20 protein-coding genes and 1 tRNA gene are annotated in these 17,912 nt (G+C 65.2%); 11 read left to right on the top strand and 10 right to left on the bottom strand.

Going from position 1 to position 17,912, the window contains the following annotated elements; translation table 11 throughout:
• Positions 1–67: 67 nt before the first annotated feature.
• Both mshD and IWX64_RS00830 read right to left on the bottom strand, forming a co-directional pair.
• On the bottom strand, positions 68–1,117 hold the full coding sequence (gene mshD, locus IWX64_RS00835) for a mycothiol synthase (protein ID WP_196865264.1): 1,050 nt from the start codon (positions 1,115–1,117) through the stop codon (positions 68–70).
• 247 nt (positions 1,118–1,364) lie between these two features.
• Positions 1,365–2,066 (bottom strand): winged helix-turn-helix transcriptional regulator, encoded by a 702-nt coding sequence (locus IWX64_RS00830; protein ID WP_196865263.1) that lies wholly within the window; start codon positions 2,064–2,066, stop codon positions 1,365–1,367.
• 181 nt (positions 2,067–2,247) lie between these two features.
• Between IWX64_RS00830 and IWX64_RS00825 the strand changes: the two genes are divergently transcribed.
• From IWX64_RS00825 to IWX64_RS00810, 4 genes are all read left to right on the top strand, one after another.
• Positions 2,248–2,991 (top strand): hypothetical protein, encoded by a 744-nt coding sequence (locus IWX64_RS00825; protein ID WP_334683038.1) that lies wholly within the window; start codon positions 2,248–2,250, stop codon positions 2,989–2,991.
• Between the two features lie 188 nt (positions 2,992–3,179).
• Positions 3,180–3,779, top strand: coding sequence for an FABP family protein (locus IWX64_RS00820; protein WP_196865262.1), 600 nt, complete (start codon positions 3,180–3,182; stop codon positions 3,777–3,779).
• 65 nt (positions 3,780–3,844) lie between these two features.
• On the top strand, positions 3,845–4,942 hold the full coding sequence (gene ygfZ / locus IWX64_RS00815; RefSeq protein ID WP_196865261.1) for a CAF17-like 4Fe-4S cluster assembly/insertion protein YgfZ: 1,098 nt from the start codon (positions 3,845–3,847) through the stop codon (positions 4,940–4,942).
• A 2-nt stretch (positions 4,943–4,944) separates the two neighbouring features.
• The gene (locus IWX64_RS00810; protein WP_196865260.1) at positions 4,945–5,385 is read left to right on the top strand and encodes an ankyrin repeat domain-containing protein; all 441 of its coding nucleotides are present in this window, start codon (positions 4,945–4,947) and stop codon (positions 5,383–5,385) included.
• Between the two features lie 17 nt (positions 5,386–5,402).
• Here IWX64_RS00810 and IWX64_RS00805 read toward each other — a convergent pair whose 3' ends face one another.
• The 7 genes from IWX64_RS00805 to IWX64_RS00775 all read right to left on the bottom strand — a co-directional run bounded on the left by IWX64_RS00805 (position 5,403) and on the right by IWX64_RS00775 (position 11,467).
• On the bottom strand, positions 5,403–6,116 hold the full coding sequence (locus IWX64_RS00805; RefSeq protein ID WP_196865259.1) for a GNAT family N-acetyltransferase: 714 nt from the start codon (positions 6,114–6,116) through the stop codon (positions 5,403–5,405).
• 10 nt (positions 6,117–6,126) lie between these two features.
• Positions 6,127–7,152 (bottom strand): 6-phosphofructokinase, encoded by a 1,026-nt coding sequence (locus tag IWX64_RS00800; protein WP_196865258.1) that lies wholly within the window; start codon positions 7,150–7,152, stop codon positions 6,127–6,129.
• Between the two features lie 229 nt (positions 7,153–7,381).
• Entirely contained in the window at positions 7,382–8,239 is an 858-nt protein-coding gene (locus IWX64_RS00795) for an ABC transporter permease (RefSeq protein ID WP_196865257.1), read from the bottom strand.
• Positions 8,236–9,237 carry an ABC transporter ATP-binding protein gene (locus IWX64_RS00790; protein WP_196865256.1) on the bottom strand — a complete coding sequence of 334 codons (1,002 nt, stop codon included), beginning with the start codon at positions 9,235–9,237 and terminating at the stop codon, positions 8,236–8,238. The genes IWX64_RS00795 and IWX64_RS00790 overlap by 4 nt, the downstream gene beginning before the upstream one ends.
• A 156-nt stretch (positions 9,238–9,393) precedes the next feature.
• Positions 9,394–9,636 carry a PspC domain-containing protein gene (locus IWX64_RS00785; protein WP_192476773.1) on the bottom strand — a complete coding sequence of 81 codons (243 nt, stop codon included), beginning with the start codon at positions 9,634–9,636 and terminating at the stop codon, positions 9,394–9,396.
• Positions 9,637–9,719: 83 nt separating this feature from the next.
• Entirely contained in the window at positions 9,720–9,944 is a 225-nt protein-coding gene (locus tag IWX64_RS00780; protein ID WP_196865255.1) for a hypothetical protein, read from the bottom strand.
• Complete coding sequence (locus IWX64_RS00775; protein WP_196865254.1) at positions 9,941–11,467, bottom strand: PspC domain-containing protein; 1,527 nt, start codon at positions 11,465–11,467, stop codon at positions 9,941–9,943. Before IWX64_RS00775 ends, IWX64_RS00780 begins: the two co-directional genes overlap by 4 nt.
• A 124-nt stretch (positions 11,468–11,591) precedes the next feature.
• Between IWX64_RS00775 and IWX64_RS00770 the strand changes: the two genes are divergently transcribed.
• Both IWX64_RS00770 and IWX64_RS00765 read left to right on the top strand, forming a co-directional pair.
• Positions 11,592–12,902, top strand: coding sequence for an ATP-binding protein (locus IWX64_RS00770; RefSeq protein WP_196865253.1), 1,311 nt, complete (start codon positions 11,592–11,594; stop codon positions 12,900–12,902).
• Entirely contained in the window at positions 12,899–13,558 is a 660-nt protein-coding gene (locus IWX64_RS00765) for a response regulator transcription factor (RefSeq protein ID WP_334683037.1), read from the top strand. The genes IWX64_RS00770 and IWX64_RS00765 overlap by 4 nt, the downstream gene beginning before the upstream one ends.
• Before the next feature lie 26 nt (positions 13,559–13,584).
• Here the strand turns inward: IWX64_RS00765 and IWX64_RS00760 are convergent, their stop codons facing one another.
• A complete protein-coding gene (locus IWX64_RS00760) occupies positions 13,585–14,832 on the bottom strand; it encodes a pyridoxal phosphate-dependent aminotransferase (RefSeq protein WP_196865252.1) in 1,248 nt (415 codons plus the stop codon).
• A gap of 202 nt (positions 14,833–15,034) precedes the next feature.
• Between IWX64_RS00760 and IWX64_RS00755 the strand changes: the two genes are divergently transcribed.
• The 5 genes from IWX64_RS00755 to rplA all read left to right on the top strand — a co-directional run bounded on the left by IWX64_RS00755 (position 15,035) and on the right by rplA (position 17,782).
• Positions 15,035–15,107, top strand: a tRNA-Trp gene (locus tag IWX64_RS00755).
• A gap of 66 nt (positions 15,108–15,173) precedes the next feature.
• Positions 15,174–15,431, top strand: a complete 258-nt coding sequence (gene secE / locus IWX64_RS00750; protein WP_196865575.1) for a preprotein translocase subunit SecE — start codon at positions 15,174–15,176, stop codon at positions 15,429–15,431.
• Positions 15,432–15,491: 60 nt separating this feature from the next.
• Positions 15,492–16,367, top strand: coding sequence for a transcription termination/antitermination protein NusG (gene nusG / locus IWX64_RS00745; protein WP_196865251.1), 876 nt, complete (start codon positions 15,492–15,494; stop codon positions 16,365–16,367).
• Positions 16,368–16,489: 122 nt separating this feature from the next.
• Entirely contained in the window at positions 16,490–16,921 is a 432-nt protein-coding gene (rplK, locus tag IWX64_RS00740; protein WP_171583883.1) for a 50S ribosomal protein L11, read from the top strand.
• Positions 16,922–17,074: 153 nt separating this feature from the next.
• Entirely contained in the window at positions 17,075–17,782 is a 708-nt protein-coding gene (rplA, locus tag IWX64_RS00735; protein WP_171583884.1) for a 50S ribosomal protein L1, read from the top strand.
• The last annotated feature ends 130 nt before the right edge of the window (positions 17,783–17,912 follow it).

Here is a 17,912-nt window from a genome sequence, read left to right as displayed (position 1 = left end):
CCTGACGGCGGGTGGGTTGCCGTTTTTCATCCCGGAAAGTGCGGGTATTACGGCATCAGGATCCACCTTACAAGCTTGCCCCGGCAACCTGCGGCGCGTACATGACGTCAACGTCCCACCGGGTGAAGCCCAACTTGCGGTAGAGGGCCACCGCGGCGGTATTGTCGGCGTCGACGTACAGCATGATTGCCTGCAATCCCAGGGCATGGAGGTGCTCGATGCCGGCGATGGTCAGAGCCTTCCCCAACCCCATGCCCTGTGCCTCGGGGGTCACGCCGACCACGTAGACCTCACCCATTGCGGGGTGGCTGCCTGACCGGGGATGCACCTTGGTCCAATGGAACCCGAGTAGTTGGCCGTCGGACTCCCGCACGGCCAGCAGGAACCCGGCGGGGTCGAACCAGTCCTCGGCCATCCTGGCCTGCAGGTCCTCGAGGGTGGTGGCTCCCTGCTCGGCGTGGTCGATGAACGCTGCCCGATTGGCGGCGAGCCAGGCCTGTTCGTCGACGCCCGGCTGGAAGGCACGCAGCACGACGCCGTCGGGCAGGGTGACCTGGTCGGACGCCGGAGCCAGCACGGAAGCCTCCAGTGCGGCACGGGTCTGACGCATCCGCCACAGTTCCCGGACCGGTTCAAAGCCGTTCTTCGCGGCCAGGCTGACCGCTGCCGCGTGGTTGCCGTGGGACCAGGCACGCAGGGCGGGGAGGCTGTGGGCGGTGACGGCACCGGCCAGCGCCGTCCCGACGCCCTGGCTGCGGTAGGTCGGCCGGACCACCAGTTCGAGGACCCCCGCATCGGATTCGCCCGCGGCTTCGTCGCGGGGCAGGCTGACCACCGCTACCCCCGCGAGCTCCTCGGCGTCGCCTGAGGCGCTAGCCGGGTCACCGGTGGACACAGCCGGGGAATCGCCGTCGACGGCGTAGGTCGCGAAGACCAGAAGAGAGTCCGGGTGGGCGTCGGCGGCCCTGAGGTTGACCAGGGTCTGCTCGGACAGGGGCGGGTTCCCGTCAGCCTCAGCGGCGGCTGCCGCCAGGTCGAGGATGTCCTGCAGGAGCCGGGGCTCGGGGGCGCCTGTGGTGCGGAGGATGGGCCAGGTGGGGACGTGGGCTGTGGTCATGGTGCCAGCCTAACCCTCCGGACCAGGCGAACGGGAGAAGATTCTGCCGGGCTCCGTTTTGGCACACTCCGGCGGGTGGGGTAGTGTAAAAGATCGTTCAGGGGGGATGCACCAGTGGGGTGCCCGCGATACGTTCGACCCGTATGTCCTCCACGAGTAAGACCCGAAAAGTCCCGAAACCACGACTGTGGCGGAGGGACTTTTCGCGGTTAACCGGAGGGTAGCCGACTACTGACGGACGGCAGGGTTACGCGTCGACCGCCGGGCGGTCCTCGGTGGCCCGGTTCAGTGTGAACCGGTAGCCCACGTTGCGCACCGTCCCGATCAGCTGCTCGTGGTCGGCGCCGAGCTTGGCCCGCAGGCGACGGACATGCACATCGACGGTGCGGGTTCCCCCGTAATAGTCGTAGCCCCAAACCTCGTGCAGCAACTGGTCCCGGGTGAACACCCTGCCCGGGTGCTGCGCCAGGTACTTCAGCAGCTCAAATTCCTTGTAAGTCAGGTTCAGGGGCTCCCCGCCGACCCGTGCCGTATAGCTGGTCTCGTCGATCACCACGCCCGACGCGCGGATCTCGTTGCTGGTTTCCGTTTCGGCGGCACTGGACCGCGCGATGACCAACCGCAACCGCGCTTCCACCTCGGCGGGCCCCGCCGAGTCGAGGACGACTTCGTCCGCCAGCCAGTTGGCAGCCACTGCAGCCATGCCGCCCTCGGTGAGCACCAGCATCAAAGGGGCGCTCAGGCCGGTGGCCTTGAGCAGCTGGGTCAGGGACCGTGCGCCGACCATATCCTTGCGCGCGTCCACCATCACCACGTCGCACGGTTCTGTCTCGAGGAGCGCCGTGGGCTCGGCGGGCAGAATATGGACCTTGTGGTTGAGCAATTCGAGCGCGGGAAGGACACCCACCGACGAACCGGGGCTATTGGTCAACATCAGGATGTGCGGCATGTGTCCTCCATAAATTTGGACGCGCATCATCGGGCGGCTGGGTCGGGCAACCAGGCCAGGTCAGAGGCCAGCTGATCCCGTCCGAAGCCCTTGCAGGTTTGATCCAGTATACCGGGTGTGATGCGCCGCACCCGGAGCGCCAAGTTTTCACATGCCGAACCGGTAGGGCAGTATTGCTGGGGTGAGAGTAAGGATTGTGGCCGTCGCGGCGGCAGCAGCCGTCAGCTCAGTAGTGGCCGCTTCCTACCTTTCTGTGACCGCCGTCGCGGCCGTTATCTCCGTCCTGATCCTGGTGGCCGCTATCGGCTGGCCCCACATGCTCGGTGTCCCCGCAAAGAAGAGTCAGTCCGCCGTGATCGCCCTCAGTGGCCTGGCCGCGACCGGCGCCGCTCTCACCGCGACCGATACCGATTTCATGACATGGATGCCGGTGACCACCGCCCTCGGCCTGGGCGCGGTGTTCCTCATCCAGCTGTTCCGGGGCACCGGCCAGAGCCACCGGCTGGAATCGACGCTCGGAGCGGGGGTGGGTGTGCTGCTGGCCTGTCTCGCGTCCGGCTGGGTGGCGGCCGACCGGCTGGCCATCAACGCGGGAAACACCTCGATGATGCTGGTCACCGGAATCAGCGTGCTGATCGCACTGGCGGCATCCCTGTTGCCCTGGCCAGACCGGTTCGTCGCGCCGCTGGGAATTGCACTCGCGACCACCGCCGGACCACTGGGCGCCATCCTCTTCACCGATGTCCCGGGGCTGGCGGCGGGCTTCATCGGCGCTGCAAGCGGCGCGGTGATCGTTGCCGCCCGGAGGTTGTTCCTGACCAGGGACGCACCCCTGAACGTGCCCGCTGCCCTATCCATCGGGGCAGCTCCCATCCTCGTCATCGGCTCACTCACCTACTTTCTGGGCAAACTGTTCACCGGTTAGCACGCCGGGTTGGCCGCGGCGGGGTTCAGAGCTACTGAGAGGTCGCGTTAGGATGGACGCATGTCGATTCTTGCGCTTGAAATCTTCTTCATCGGACTGCTGGTGCTCGCTTCGCTGGCCATGGCCGGAGTGGCGTGGCTGGTCATTAGCCGCCTCTACAAGGGCCAGCGGTAAGGCTTCACCTCACCATGTCTTTCGAAATTCCTACCGACCTCACGCCCGAGTTGGTCCCCCTGTCCTGGCTCCTCGGGGCCTGGAAGGGTTCCGGCAGACTGGGTGAGGGCTCAGCTGAGTCGGAACACTTCGAACAGCGAGTCACCTTCACCCAGAATGGGCTGCCTTACCTGCAGTACACGGCGGAGACCTGGCTGACCGACGAGCAGGGCACCCGGTTGCGCCCCCTCTCGGTCGAGACGGGCTTCTGGGCGCTGGACCGCAAACTTAACGACGCCGACGGCGGCCCGGGGCTTTCCCCAGCCGATATCGTGCCGGCGTTGAAGAGTGCCGACGAGGTGGAACAACTCCGCAACGCCGAGGACGGCTTCGATATCACCGCCACGATCGTGCACCCCGGGGGGATCGCAGAGCTGTATTACGGTGTCATCAAGGGGCCGCAGATACAGCTCAGCACCGACCTGGTGATGCGCGGGCAGAACTCGAAGGAGTACACCGCGGCCACGAGGCTGTACGGCCTGGTGGACGGCGACCTGTACTGGCGCTGGGACGTCGCCGCTGACGGCCGCTCGCTGGAGGCCCACGCGTCAGGGATTCTGAAGAAAGAGTCCTGACCCAAACCGGGGCCTGATCATAGGGTCAAGGAATACGCCTAGCCTCAGGAAGCGTTGATACCACCATGACCTATCTCAGCCCGCTGCTGTCCCTGCCCGGCGCCGTCGCCTCCGGTGCACCCGATTTGGGTACCGCTTCCCATTACGGTGACCCCTTCAAGGAACAGCGGGCCCTCGCGCGGGGAACCGCCGTCGTTGACCTGTCCCACCGGGGCGTGGTCACCGTGACCGGGCCCGACCGGTTGAGCTGGCTGAACACCCTTTCCTCCCAGCTGCTCCTCGGGCTGCAACCCGGCAGCAGCTCGGAAACCCTCCTGTTGACCGTGCAGGGCAGGATTGACTACAACGCCCGGGTGGTTGATGACGGAGTCACTACCTGGTTGATCGTTGAGGGCCGCGAAGCCGAAGGCTTGGCCGCCTGGCTGGACCGGATGAAGTTCATGCTCCGCGTGGAGGTCGCCGATGTATCCGATTCGTGGGCGGTCCTGGGCTCGGTCAAGCCCATCGAGTCTTTCGCCGACCGCACTGTGTGGGTCGATCCGTGGCCGCGGGTCGCCGAGGGGGGCTACGCCTATTCGGTGGTGACCGAGGACGATCACCCCGGGCTGGAGAGGCCCTGGTTCGAGTACCTGGTGCCGCAGGCTGACCTCGCCACCATCGTCGCTGACCTGGCGGAGCAGGGCCTCAGCCTTGCCGGTGCAATGGCCTCAGAAGCGCTGCGGGTGGCCGCGTGGCGCCCACGCTCCGGCGCGGAGACAGACGAGAAAACCATCCCCCACGAACTGGACCTCATGCGTACCGCGGTCCATCTGTCCAAGGGCTGCTACAAGGGCCAGGAAACCGTCGCGCGGGTCCACAACCTGGGCCATCCGCCACGTCGTCTCGTCTTTCTGCAGCTCGATGGCAGCCAGCACACCCTGCCTGCCGTGGGAAGCGCAGTCGTCGCCGGTGGACGCACGGTCGGCACTGTGACGTCAGTTGCGCAGCACTACGAAATGGGAGCGGTGGCGCTGGCCATCATCAAACGCTCCGTCGACCCGCTGGGTGAGCTGGTGGTGCAGGATGGCGACGAGATTTACGCCGCAGCCCAGGAAATCATTGTGGCGCCCGACGCGGGCCAGGTGGTGGGCCGGGCCACGGGCTTCCTGAAAGGACGCAGATAACCATGACCGACTCCACCGACGACAACCCGGGCATCACTGACGGGAAAGACGCCGAGCAGGCGGGCGCGGAGCAGGCTGTTGCGCTGGCGCACCAGCTGTTCGACGCAGCGCGTACCGGCGACGGCGCAACCCTGACCCGCTACCTCGATGCGGGAGTCCCCGCCACCCTGACCAACAGTGGTGGCGACAGCCTGCTGATGCTCGCCGCCTACCACGGGCACGCAGGCATCGTCGCTGACCTTGCAGGCCGTGGTGTCGACGTCAACGCCGTCAATGACAAGGGCCAGACGCCGCTGGCTGGCGTGGCCTTCAAGGGGTACGCCGAGGTGGCCGAGGTGCTGATCGGGGCCGGAGCCGATCCGGATCGGGGTCGGCCCACTGCGACGGAAACAGCTCAGATGTTCAAGCGCCAGGATCTGCTCGAGCTGTTCGGCGCGGCCTAGCCTCCACCCGCCGGAGGTTACTTCGACAGCAGGACGCTGGTCTGGCTCCCGCATTCAACGAAGCCGGCGCTGAGGGCCGTCCTGATGGACGCTGTGTTGTCGGTTCGTGCGCGCCACTGGGGAATCAGCCCCGCCGCCATCGCCTCCTCCACAGCCACTTTGGCAATGTAGGTGGCATGCCCCTGACCCCGGTGGTCCGGCGCTGTGAGGACTCCCATGTGCGCGAGGATACCGCTCCAGATGGCATAGCCGGCGCCGGCGAAGGGTGCTGGCGGAGCCTGTGCGTCGTCCACGAGGATGGCGCGGTGTTCGAGGTCGCTCAGCCCCACCTCGGCGGTATCGTCCGGTGGACAGAGCCGTTCCAGGGCGACGGCGAACGCGTGGTCATCGCTGACGGCCGCATCGTCACGCGGGTTGAGGGCGGGCAGGCTGTCGCAGAAGTACAGGTTCGCCGCGCCCAGACCGCGGCCGCCCTGGTCCCTGGTGAGCTGCAGCAGGGTCGAGTGGCGGGCAAGGTTGTCGCCGTCGAGCTCCGCTGCCGCGTCGAGGGCCCAGCCGGGACCCACAATCGCTTCCGCACCGAACAGCCGCACAAAGGTGACCAGCTCGGCGTCGTCGTCCCGGTGGTAAATCCGTTCGCCGGCAGCCTCGGCGAACGCGGTGTCGTCCAGCTTCAACAGCCGGGACCAGCCGAGTTGGATGATTGAGACGGTGCCTGAATCCAGTTCCATCCCGACAACGTTAGCCGAAGAGGATGGCCGCCTCGTCATACCGGTGCTGGGGGACCACCTTGAGATTGCCCAGGGCGGATTCAAAGCCGACCCGCGCAATTTCTGTTCCCTTGAGCGACACCATGGTGCCCCAGGCCTCGTCGATCGCCGAGTCCACGGCCGCCATGCCGAGGCGCGTCGCGAGGACCCGGTCAAAGGCCGAAGGAACTCCGCCACGCTGGATATGGCCCAGCACCGTGGCGCGGGTCTCGATGCCGGTGCGGGATTCAATCTCCGGTGCCAGCTGATCGGCGATCCCGCCGAGGCGTGGCCGTCCGAAGGTGTCGAGGCCCCGCTCGGAGTGGGCCTGGTCGAGATGGGCCGGGACGAAGCCCTCCGCCACCACCACGAGGGGGGCGCGGCCACGGTGATTGGCTTCGGTAACCCACTCGGAGATTTGTTCCAGGCTGGTCTGCTGTTCGGGGATGAGGATGGCGTGGGCGCCGGACGCCATCCCGGCGTGCAGGGCGATCCAGCCCACGTGGCGTCCCATCACCTCGGCGACCATGCAGCGGCTGTGGGATTCACCGGTGGTGCGGAGCCTGTCGATCGCTTCGGTGGCGATCTGGACGGCCGTGTCGAAGCCGAAGGTGTAGTCGGTGGCGTCGAGGTCATTGTCGACGGTCTTGGGGACGCCAACAATTTTCAGGCCAGCATCGGTGAGCCGCTTCGCCGCGGCGAGGGTTCCCTCGCCGCCGATCACGATCATCGCGTCGATGCCCAGCCGCTCCAGGACGGCCTTGATTGCATCGGGTCCGCCGTTGCCCTCGAACGGGTTGGTGCGCGAGGTGCCCAGAATGGTGCCACCCTGCTTGGAAATGCCGCGGACGGCACTGCGGGGAAGGTCGATGATGTCGCCGTCGACGACGCCGCGCCACCCGTCCCGGAAGCCCACGAATTCCAGGTCGTGGGTTTTGATGCCGTTGAGGACCGCTCCACGGATCACGGCGTTGAGCCCAGGGCAGTCGCCGCCGCTGGTGAGGATTCCGATTTTCATGTGGAACTGAGTCCTTGCATTGTGGGGAGTATTGATAGGTCAGAGCGCCCCATTGAGCCCAGCTATGATTCTAAACACACTTTTCCCGGGACTTCCTATCCTCAGCGACGGCCGTGACCAAACAGGTCCCCACTCCATGGCCACCACGACCGCCCGGGGGTTCGTGCTCATGCCAACACCCTACGGCTCCGGAGCTGCCGCGTCAGATGAGTCGTCACTTCCTTTTCCCCTATTTCTGGGGTGGCCACTTGAAGGTCAGCCGCGTCAGGATCAGGCCAGCGACCAGCCAGATCGCGATGACCATCGCCGACATTCCCAGTGCCCATGTTTGACCCGGTTCGGCCATTTCGAACTGTTCGGGCAGGAACACACTCCGCATGCCGCTGGCGGTCCAACGGAGGGGTGTCACGTTCGCGACCGACTGCAGCCATTCGGGCAGGCCGGTGAACTGGAAATAGACCCCTGAGATGAAGGAGAGGATGAGCACCGGAAGGACGGCCAGCGTCGTCGCACTTTCAGTCGATTTCGCGAGGCAGGCGAACGCGGTGCCGGCGACAGCCCAGGCCGCCGTCGCACCCAGCAACAGCCACGTGATGGTGAGCCAATCGCTCCAGGAAGTGGGAAGGTCGACGCCGAGGAACAGGGAACTACCCACCATCAGGATGGTGGTCTGTCCGACTATCAGGTACAGGGTGACGCCCATTTTGCCGATGAAGTAGGACAGCATGGGCAGCGGCGTACCGGCGAGCCGTTTGATGCCGCCATTGAACCGGTCAGCGGCGACGTAGCCGCTGAGATTCTGGAAACCGCTCAGGATGGTGCCCAGGGCCACCATGCCCGGGAAGTAGTACTGCGCCATGGTGACCTGGGAGCCCGGTGGTCCGACCGCCGGGTCGCTGCCAAACACCGTACCGAACAGGGCCATCATCACGATCGGGAAGAACAGAATGAGGATCAGGGAGAGCCCGTCCCGGTTGAACGCCTTGATCTCCGTGACCGCCCTGCGGGCTCCCAGGGCGAGGATGCTCGGACGCCAGGCAGCGTTCTGGGCTGGACCGGCCTGCCGGCCCGTCTCGATGGTGGTCATGCCTGGGCTCCTTCACGGGGTGTGACCGTGTCGGTCACGGGGTTCACTGTTGTGCCGTCGTCGTGACGTCGCAGGAGCTCGAGGTAGACGTCCTCGAGACTCGGCCGGATAACCTCCAGATTGACCGGCTCACGCGTGCCACCGTTTGTCAGCCTGTGGACGAGTGCGCCGGGGGACGTTGTTGCTTCCTCATGCCGACCGGCGTCGTCGGTCCACCGCACGCGGGGAATCCTCAGATCGGGCCCGCCGACGGTATCGGCTGTACCGGAGGCGATCAGCCGCCCGGACGCGATGATACCGAGCCGGTCCGACAGGTGCTGGGCCTCATCCAGGTAGTGGGTGGTCAGCACGATGGTGGTGCCGTCCTGCCCGAGGCCGCGGATCAGGTCCCAGAACCGGCGTCGGGCGGCCGGGTCGAAGCCCGTGGTGGGCTCGTCCAGGAAGAGGAGCTCCGGGTTACCGATCATTCCCAGGGCGACGTCGACCCGCCGGCGTTGCCCACCGGACAGCGACTTGATGAGCGATCCGGCCTTCTCCTCGATCCCCACAGCGCTCATGACCTCCTCGACGCTGCGCGGGTTGGGATAGAAAGCGGCGGCGTCCTTGAGTGCCTCGGAGACCTTGAGGGTGCCCATGTCGGTGGCTTCCTGCAGCACGATGCCGATGCGCGACCGGAAGTGGGCTGTCGCCTGGTACGGGTTCTGGCCCAGGACGGAAACGGTGCCCGAGCTTGGCTTGCGGTGTCCCTCCAGTATCTCGATGGTGGTGCTTTTCCCGGCACCGTTGGGACCCAGCAGGGCATAGGTTTCGCCGGCGCGGATGGTCAGGGACAAGTGGTCGACGGCGAGGAGGTCTTCCTTCTTCGGCTGCCGGTAGGACTTCGTCAGAGAATCGACGACGACGGCGTCCGGCCGTGGATCGCCCAGCGGCGACGCTGGTGCTGGAGCAGCGGATGCGGCGGGTGCTGCGGTGCTGTGGGTGGTGGCTGGCTGTTTCATACCCCTAGCGTGGCACCCATCGGGGCGGGGGAGAAGGTCCGGCAGATTGAGTGTGCCTGTACTGCTGAAGCAGGACAGGCACCCGAGGGTTTAACGAGCGCCGCCCCCGCCGAAGAATGACTCGGCGGGGGCGGGCGGTGGAACCACCGGCGCGGGTTAGTTGCTCGCGATCATTTTCTGCAGGGCGATGGTGCCATCGGTCTTGGGCAGGAGCAGCCACAGCACGAAGTACATGGGGATGCTGATGAACGGGAGGAGGAAGCTGAGGAGGATGCCAATCCGGACGTAGGCCACCGGCCAGTTGAACTGGGCGGCGATGCCCGAGGCAATCCCGCCGAGCCAGCCGCCCGGTGCGCGCTTGATAGGGGACTTGCGGAGGATTTCGAAGAATTTGTCCATGGTTTAGGTTAACCCGTTTCAGCGGTTGAGGAGTGAGAGGTTGAAAGCTGCTGGGGTGGTGCGGGGCTGGTATTCGGCCGGAGCTACTTACGGCCGGCCATCGAGACGAGGCCGCCGACCACCAGGGCGATGCCGGTGCCGACCAGGAGACCCATCAGCACCAGACCGGTGTCCAGGTTGATGTCGACGAGCTGCGCCAGCAGCACCAAGATGCCCACGGTGATCGCTATCAGCCCCCAGACCACGGTTCCGGCGCGGACTGGCCTGCCGCCGTCGTCGTTCTTTACGGTGTGCTCGGGTGTGCTCATCGCGAGATGCCTCCTACGTTTTCAAGTTCGGTCTGGCTGGCAGCAACGGTGGTGTGGCTCATCGCGCCGCGGATCTCGAGGATGATCGAGGGTCCTGAGGCGTTCTGGTTGAGGTCGATTTCAGCCGGGTGCCACATGCCGCCGGCCGTCGCCTCCTGGCCGTTGTCCACGGTGCTGAGGGCTCCCAGGGCGATCGAGGAGCGAACCTCGACCGGCACGTCGTCGGGAATCAGAATGCCGACGTTCCCCGCGAGCGAGTTCACCGGGACCACGATGTCCTCGTCGAGATCGGTGAGGTTGCTGAGATCGATCGTGCCCTGGCCAGCTACCACTGTGTACCCCTCGCTGGCCGGTCCCTGCGTGGCGGCGGTCCAGACGGCACTGCTGCCGATGGTGAGTGCTCCGGTAGCGAAGGTGGAACTGGTCACGACCGCCGCCACCACGCCAACCGCTGCCATGAACCCGAGGGAGCCCGAGGTGCGGCCACGCAGTCCCAGTACAACGATGCCTACCCCCAGGAGGATCAGGCCAGCGGCGATTGCCACGGGGATTGCGGCGTTGCCAAGGTTGAAGACTCCGGTGTAATCGAGGGCGAGGACCGCGCCAACGGCGATGAGCGCGCCACCCAGATAAAGGGCCAACTCGGCGCCGCTTGGTTTGGGGATGGGAGGTTTGCGCGGGACGGGTGGGCTGTTCCGTGGTGCAGGAAGCGGCGGAAGCTCGCTGTAGAGCGGAGGTGGGGTGAGTGTGCTCGCGCGAGGTACCTGTCCCGGTTTGTCGGTGGCTACTGTGTGAGCAGCGCCGGCGTGGGTGGCACTGGTGGGGGAGGAATCATCCGATTTCCTGTTCGACACCGCGACCACGACATAAATCCCGAAGACGATTGCTCCGACCCAGAAAAGGGTCCAGAAGAACGCGCCGTCGCCGACGAAGAACGGGAAGTTGGGGCGCCCGATCCCCGCAATGGTCAGGATCAGCGCGCCGGTCATTCCCGAGGTCCAGCTCCCCTGGGTCGCGGATTCAAGGTGGATCCGTCCGTCAGGTTCGGGGAGCAGCGCCCAGGCAAGGCCATACAGCAGGATCCCTACTCCGCCGAAAATGGCCAGCAGCACGAACCCGCCGCGGATCAGGACCGGGTCCAGTCCGGTCCTGGCGGCGACGCCGCTCGCGACCCCGCCGATCCAGCGGTCCTGGCCCCTGACCACGCCGAGGCCGCGGAGCCAGCCGAAGAAGTTGGTGCCAGCGGATGACGACGACGACGATGACTGCGCAGACGAAGACGACGGGGACGAGGATGAAGACGACGACGCACGGGCGCCCTGCGGTGGCAGTTGTTCGGTGGTCGGGGCCGGGGCCGGGGTCGGGGGCGGGGTCTGGTCAGCGGGGCGGGTCGGAGGAGCAGCGTCGTTCTCATTCCTCTCGGGCGAGGCCGGTGCTTCCCCGGAGGTGGACTCACCTGGGTCCTGCGGGGTTTCCGGCGCCGGCTCCGGCCGGGGGTCGTTCGGTTCCTGATGCGGGTTCATACCTCAATCCTGTCCACCGGGAAGGGAAGTCGCTATCGGGGCCTCCCCTGACCTACCCCTGAACGGTGCGGGTCTTTCCCTGAATCCCACCCCGACCCAGCCATGATCGTGTTTGGATGGGGGTATGCGACCAGCCCTGCTCCGTTCCAACGACGCGATGATCGCTGGTGTCTGCGCGGGCCTTGCCGCCCACCTCGGCATCACCGTGAACGTGGCACGGATCGGCATGGTGGGTCTGGCGCTCGCTGGCGGGGCCGGGATCTTCCTGTACGGGTGGTTGTGGGTGCTGGTTCCTACCCAGGAGGAACAGCTCCGCAAAGGGCCCACCCCGGTGGGTCCGCGCCTTGCCTTCCCCAAGTCCTCAGGACAGGCGGAAGGCATCAGCGGACGCCCGGACACCGGTGGGCGTTCCGCTGGCGGTCCGACGGCGGACCAGTGGGCTGGTCCCCGAAGCAGCGCCCAGTCCTGGATTGGCAAACGTGAGGTACTGCTGGGCACGGCGCTCCTGCTGGTGGCGGCGGTGGCGATTGCCCAGCAGCTGGGCGCCAACCTGCCACTGGATACGCTGCTCCCGGTCGGGGTGGTCGCGGCTGGCGCCGTCCTGGCCTGGACCCAGTTGGATGAGAGCCGCCGCGCCGGCCTGATGAACCGCGCCGGGGCCTCGCAGGCGGGTGGACTGGCCCGCCTCGTCGCGGGTCTGCTGCTGGTCACCGTTGGGGTGCTGATTCTGGTCTCCGGTTCCATTGCCTGGGAGATCACGTGGTCCACCTTGATTGCGACGGGGGCGGTCCTGGCCGGTGTCTTCCTGGTGCTGGCACCCTGGGGGCTGAAGTTCTGGCGGGATCTCGAAACCGAGCGGTCGGGGCGGGCCCGGGAGACCGAGCGGGCGGAGATAGCCGCCCATCTCCATGATTCGGTGCTGCAGACCCTCGCGCTGATCCAGAACCGGGCCGGCTCCGAACAGGACGTCATCCGGTTGGCCCGTGCTCAGGAGCGGGAGCTGCGGAGCTGGCTGTATGCCGACGCCACCCACCAGTCCGGGAACCTTGCCGCACGGATCCGTGCCCTGGCGGCCGAGATCGAGGACAGCTACGGTACCCCGATCAACGTGGTGGTGGTGGGTGATACGGAGTTGTCGGCGCAGCAGGAGGTTCTGGCCCAGGCGGCCCGGGAAGCCGTACTGAATGCCGCCAAGCACGCCGGCGGCAGCATTTCCGTCTACCTTGAGGCGAGCCCCACCGGTTCCACCATCTTCGTCAGGGACCGTGGACGTGGCTTCGACCCGGATGCGGTTCCTGCCGACCGGATGGGGATCCGCGTCTCCCTGTACAGCAGGATGCACCGTCACGGCGGCGACGTCTCCATCAGGAGCAACGCCGACGGCACCGAGGTTAAACTGTTCATGCCCGAAAGTCCCGCGGATGGAGCGCAGTGAATACTACTCAGGATCCAGTCACCGTGGTGGTGGTCGACGACCATGCCATCTTCCGTTCCGGGCTGCGTGCTGACCTGGACAGTCGAATCGCTGTGCTGGCCGAAGCCGCGGGGGTGGTCGAGGCGATAGCGATGATTCATGAGCACCGGCCACAGGTTGTCTTGCTCGACGTGCATCTACCCGGTGGCTCCGGCGGAGGTGGAGCCGAAGTGATCGCCGGGTGCACGGCGCTGCTGGCCGGAACGCAGTTCCTGGCGTTGAGCGTCTCGGACGCAGCCGAGGACGTGGTCACCGTGATCCGGGCTGGTGCCCGCGGTTATGTCACCAAGACCATCTCCGGCGCCGAAATCTCCGACGCCGTTCTCCGGGTTGCCTCAGGTGATGCTGTGTTCTCGCCACGCCTGGCCGGATTTGTGCTCGACGCCTTCGGCACCGCGGCGGTGGCGTCGGTCGACAGCGAACTCGACCGCCTCTCCGCCCGCGAGCTCGAGGTGATGCGCCTGATTGCCCGCGGGTACAGCTACAAGGAGGTGGCCAAGGAACTGTTCATCTCCATCAAGACGGTCGAGACCCATGTCTCGGCGGTGCTTCGCAAGCTGCAGCTGTCTTCCCGCCATGAGCTCACCCGGTGGGCGGCGGAACGGCGCCTGCTGTAACAGCGACGTTCGACAGCTGTCGCGAGCTACCGCGCCGTTGCCAGGAACTCCTGTAACCTGCCGACGCCGGTCGCAAGGTCGGCGTCGCCCAGCGCATAGGAGAGGCGCAGGTAGCCGCTGGGCCCGAAGGCCTCACCCGGAACCACCGCAACCTCGACCTTGTCCAGGATCAAAGCCGCGAGTTCCGCTGACGTCGCCGGGCGGACACCTGCGAGCTCCCGACCCAGCAGGGAGCGCACGTCGGCGTAGGCGTAGAAGGCGCCCTTCGGGACGGGGCACTCGATGCCGTCGATCGCGTTCAGGCCCTCGACCATCGCCTTGCGGCGCCGGTCGAACGCCACCTTCATCTCATGCACCGCGGTCAGCGGGCCGGCGACGGCGGCCAGCGCTGCCATCTGGGGCACGTTGGACACATTGGAGGTGGCGTGGGACTGCAGGTTGGTGGCCGCCTTGACCACGTCCTTCGGTCCGATCATCCAGCCCACCCGCCAGCCGGTCATGGCATACGTCTTGGCGACCCCGTTGAGGATCACCATCCGATCCCCGATTGCGGGGGAGGCGGTGGCAATCGAGGTGAAGGGGACGCCGTCGTACGTGAGGTGCTCGTAAATCTCGTCGGTCACCACCCACAGCCCACGTTCGGCAGCCCAGTCACCGATCTCCTTGACCTGCTCCGGGCTGTAAACCGCACCCGTGGGATTGGAGGGGGAGACGAACAGGAGAATTTTGGTGCGCGGGGTCAGTGCGGCCTCAAGCTGGTCGACGGTGACCAGGTAGGACTGCTCCGGTCCGGCGAAGACCTCTACCGGAACACCGCCTGCCAGCCGGATGGCCTCGGGGTAGGTGGTCCAGAAGGGGGTGGGCACCAGTACCTCATCATTCGGGTCGAGGAGGGTGGCAAACGATTCATACACGGCCTGCTTGCCACCGTTGGTCACCAGCACCTGGGACTGATCGATTGCGTAACCCGAGTCCCGGAGAGTCTTCTCGGCAATGGCTTGCTTCAGTTCCGGGAGGCCCCCGGCCGGGGAGTACCGATGGAAGCGTGGCTGCCGGGCGGCGTCGATCGCTGCCTGGACAATGTAGTCGGGGGTCGGGAAATCCGGTTCACCGGCACCGAACCCGATGACCGGTCGCCCCGCGGCCTTGAGTGCCTTGGCCTTGGCATCGACCGCCAGCGTGGCCGACTCCGCGATCGCAGCGATCCGCTGCGAGATTCGCCGCGAGGGAGGGGTGAAGGAGTCCGGTGAGGTGGCGTCGGAGGTGGCAGCCATAGTGTTCCCTTAGGGTCGATGTGCGGTGGACTGGGACGTCATCCCAGCTTAGGCCGTTGCCGCGATCTGGGCCCGCTCCGGAAGCCAGGGCACGCCGGTTCGACGTTGGGGCAGTGATTGCGTAGACTTGTTCCTCGGTGTTGAAATCGCCATGATGGTCCATGCCTGCGCCAGCGCAGCGGGATCGGCGGATTCTCTCCATAGGGTAGTGGCGCAATTGGTAGCGCAGCGGTCTCCAAAACCGCAGGTTGCAGGTTCGAGTCCTGTCTGCCCTGCGCATTAGGCGTAAACAAAAAGTCCTTGCGGACTTCAGAAACCGACACAGATGGAAGAGGTTGAAGGTGACCGAAACGGCTGCGGGCAGCTCACAGGGTAGCCCTTCCGACAAGAAGGCTCCCAAGCGGGGCTTCTTCGGCCGGATCTTCCTCTTCGTGCGGCAGGTTATCTCTGAACTCCAGAAGGTAGTTGTACCGACCCGCAAGGAACTCGTGCGGTACACCATCACCGTGATGGTCTTCGTGATCATCATGATGCTGATCGTGACCGCCCTGGACTTCCTGTTCGGGACGGCTGCGGTGTGGGTCTTCGGCGGCGCATAGCTGGACCCGCGCGGTAATGCAGTAAACGAAGCTGATGAATCTTAGAAAGCAGGCGGCTAGGTGTCCGAGCAAGAACTCGAACGGCAGATCACTTCTGTTGAGGATGATCTGGAGAACGAGGATCAGGTAGCTGATTCCGGTGTCGAAACGACCCCGGCTGACAGTGACGCCCCGGCAGATAGCGAGCCCGAGACTGCAGCAGAGCCCGAAACGGGCGATGTCGAGGTAGAGGCCAACGACCAGGTTTCCACGGATGACGAAATGTCCGAGGATGCCGAATCACCCGACAGCGACGACGCCGTTGAAGGCGCCGACGAGGATGCGGCTCCGGCTGAAGATCCCGTCGCCCTGTTCAAGGCAAAGCTCCGCCGCCAGGAGGGTGACTGGTATGTCATCCACTCCTACGCTGGCTATGAGAACCGGGTCAAGGCGAACCTCGAAACCCGTATCCAGACCCTGGACATGGAAGAGCACATCTTCGAGATCCAGGTGCCGATGGAAGAAGTGGTGGAGATCAAGAACACCACCCGGAAGATCGTCAACCGGGTCCGGATACCGGGCTATGTCCTGGTGCGTATGGACCTCACCGACGCATCGTGGGGCGCCGTCCGGCACACCCCGGGCGTCACCGGTTTTGTGGGCAACGCACACAACCCCGTCCCGCTGAGCCTGGGTGAAGTGTTCTCCATGCTTGAGCACACGGTTGTCCACACCGACCCAGAGTCCGGCAAGCCAGCGAAGAACCAGCTGACTCCAGCAACGGTCAATTTCGAGGTCGGCGAGCCGGTCACGGTGAACGAGGGCCCGTTCGAGACGCTGCAGGCCACCATCTCCGAGATCAAGCCGGAGTCCCAGCAGCTCGTTGTCCTGGTATCGATCTTCGAACGCGAAACTCCTGTGACGCTTTCGTTCAGCCAGGTCACCAAGCTGCAGTAATCAAGCTTCGTACCACCAGGGCCGGCTTAGCTCAGGTGGTGCGGTAGGTCATCACGCCATGGTGACCAACAACCCATGGGACGCTCCTGTCCTATGGACGTAATGTGAAAGAAGGACCCTTCATGGCCCCCAAGAAAAAGGTCTCCGGCCTGATCAAGCTGCAGATCAATGCAGGCGCTGCCAACCCAGCGCCCCCCATTGGTCCAGCACTTGGCCAGCACGGCGTCAACATCATGGAATTCTGCAAGGCGTACAACGCTGCGACAGAATCACAGCGCGGAAACGTCATCCCCGTTGAAATCACTGTGTATGAGGATCGCTCATTCACGTTCATCACCAAGACCCCTCCAGCTGCCGAGCTCATCAAGAAGGCTGCCGGAGTTGCCAAGGGTTCGGCCACGCCGCACACCGTCAAGGTTGCCAAGCTGACCAAGGACCAGGTCAACGAGATCGCCACCATGAAAATGGAAGACCTCAACGCCAACAACATCGAGGCTGCTGCCAAGATCATCGCTGGCACCGCCCGCTCAATGGGCATCACGGTAGAAAGCTAACCCTTTCCACCCACCGCACGGCTAAGCAATTCACCGTGCACCCCAAACAACAAAACGTAGACGTCAGGGCCGCCAATCAGGCGGGATCGGACGTCGGAGTGTGGCAGGGCCCGCGCGGTCCGCTGACCACAACTGCATAAGGAGAAAAAGCAGATGGCAAAGCGCAGCAAAGCATATAAGGCGGCCGAAGCCAAGATCGAGGCAGACAAGCAGTACGCCCCGCTCGAGGCAGTAGTTCTGGCCAAGGAAACCAACCCTTCCAGCTTCGACGCGACCGTCGAGGTAGCGTTCCGGTTGGGTGTTGACCCACGTAAGGCCGACCAGATGGTCCGCGGCACCGTCAACCTTCCTCACGGCACCGGCAAGACCAAGCGCGTCCTGGTCTTCGCAACCGGCGAAAAGGCTGAAGCGGCAATCGCTGCCGGCGCTGACTTCGTTGGCTCCGATGACATGATCGAAAAGGTTGCAGCCGGCTGGGTCGACTTCGACGCCGCCGTCGCCACCCCTGACCTCATGGGCAAGGTTGGCCGTCTGGGTAAGGTACTGGGTCCCCGTAACCTCATGCCGAACCCGAAGACCGGCACGGTTACCGCCGACGTCACCAAGGCTGTCACCGACATCAAGGGCGGAAAGATCGACTTCCGCGTGGACAAGCACTCCAACCTGCACTTCATCATCGGCAAGGTGTCGTTCGATGTGCAGAAGCTCGCCGAGAACTACGCGGTGGCACTGGAAGAGGTCCTGCGCCTGAAGCCTTCCGCTTCGAAGGGTCGCTACATCCAGAAGGCAACTGTCTCCACCACCTTCGGTCCCGGCATCACCGTGGACCCAAGCGTCACCAAGGTTCTTGCCGACGCATAGGGTTCTATCCGCCGTCGGGCACAGCATCATTGCTGAATAAGTGAAGGGTCGCAGCGCAGAGCTGCGGCCCTTCGCCGCTTAAGCGATGGGGGCGGGTAGGCGGCAGCAGCAGAAGAATTAGTGATTGGCA

The organism is Arthrobacter sp. CAN_A212, from assembly GCF_015752345.1.
GTDB lineage: Bacteria > Actinomycetota > Actinomycetes > Actinomycetales > Micrococcaceae > Arthrobacter_D.
Note: the sequence above shows the minus strand (reverse complement) of the source record. Positions and strands in the feature narration are given on the sequence as shown.

What these genes read in the sequence shown, in the direction of transcription:
- mshD (WP_196865264.1), bottom strand. Translation starts at nt 1,117, where the DNA reads ATGACCACAGCCCACGTCCCCACCTGGCCCATCCTCCGCACCACAGGC.
- IWX64_RS00830 (WP_196865263.1), bottom strand. Translation starts at nt 2,066, where the DNA reads ATGCCGCACATCCTGATGTTGACCAATAGCCCCGGTTCGTCGGTGGGT.
- IWX64_RS00820 (WP_196865262.1), top strand. Translation starts at nt 3,180, where the DNA reads ATGTCTTTCGAAATTCCTACCGACCTCACGCCCGAGTTGGTCCCCCTG.
- ygfZ (WP_196865261.1), top strand. Translation starts at nt 3,845, where the DNA reads ATGACCTATCTCAGCCCGCTGCTGTCCCTGCCCGGCGCCGTCGCCTCC.
- IWX64_RS00810 (WP_196865260.1), top strand. Translation starts at nt 4,945, where the DNA reads ATGACCGACTCCACCGACGACAACCCGGGCATCACTGACGGGAAAGAC.
- IWX64_RS00805 (WP_196865259.1), bottom strand. Translation starts at nt 6,116, where the DNA reads ATGGAACTGGATTCAGGCACCGTCTCAATCATCCAACTCGGCTGGTCC.
- IWX64_RS00800 (WP_196865258.1), bottom strand. Translation starts at nt 7,152, where the DNA reads ATGAAAATCGGAATCCTCACCAGCGGCGGCGACTGCCCTGGGCTCAAC.
- IWX64_RS00795 (WP_196865257.1), bottom strand. Translation starts at nt 8,239, where the DNA reads ATGACCACCATCGAGACGGGCCGGCAGGCCGGTCCAGCCCAGAACGCT.
- IWX64_RS00790 (WP_196865256.1), bottom strand. Translation starts at nt 9,237, where the DNA reads ATGAAACAGCCAGCCACCACCCACAGCACCGCAGCACCCGCCGCATCC.
- IWX64_RS00785 (WP_192476773.1), bottom strand. Translation starts at nt 9,636, where the DNA reads ATGGACAAATTCTTCGAAATCCTCCGCAAGTCCCCTATCAAGCGCGCA.
- IWX64_RS00780 (WP_196865255.1), bottom strand. Translation starts at nt 9,944, where the DNA reads ATGAGCACACCCGAGCACACCGTAAAGAACGACGACGGCGGCAGGCCA.
- IWX64_RS00775 (WP_196865254.1), bottom strand. Translation starts at nt 11,467, where the DNA reads ATGAACCCGCATCAGGAACCGAACGACCCCCGGCCGGAGCCGGCGCCG.
- IWX64_RS00770 (WP_196865253.1), top strand. Translation starts at nt 11,592, where the DNA reads ATGCGACCAGCCCTGCTCCGTTCCAACGACGCGATGATCGCTGGTGTC.
- IWX64_RS00760 (WP_196865252.1), bottom strand. Translation starts at nt 14,832, where the DNA reads ATGGCTGCCACCTCCGACGCCACCTCACCGGACTCCTTCACCCCTCCC.
- rplK (WP_171583883.1), top strand. Translation starts at nt 16,490, where the DNA reads ATGGCCCCCAAGAAAAAGGTCTCCGGCCTGATCAAGCTGCAGATCAAT.
- rplA (WP_171583884.1), top strand. Translation starts at nt 17,075, where the DNA reads ATGGCAAAGCGCAGCAAAGCATATAAGGCGGCCGAAGCCAAGATCGAG.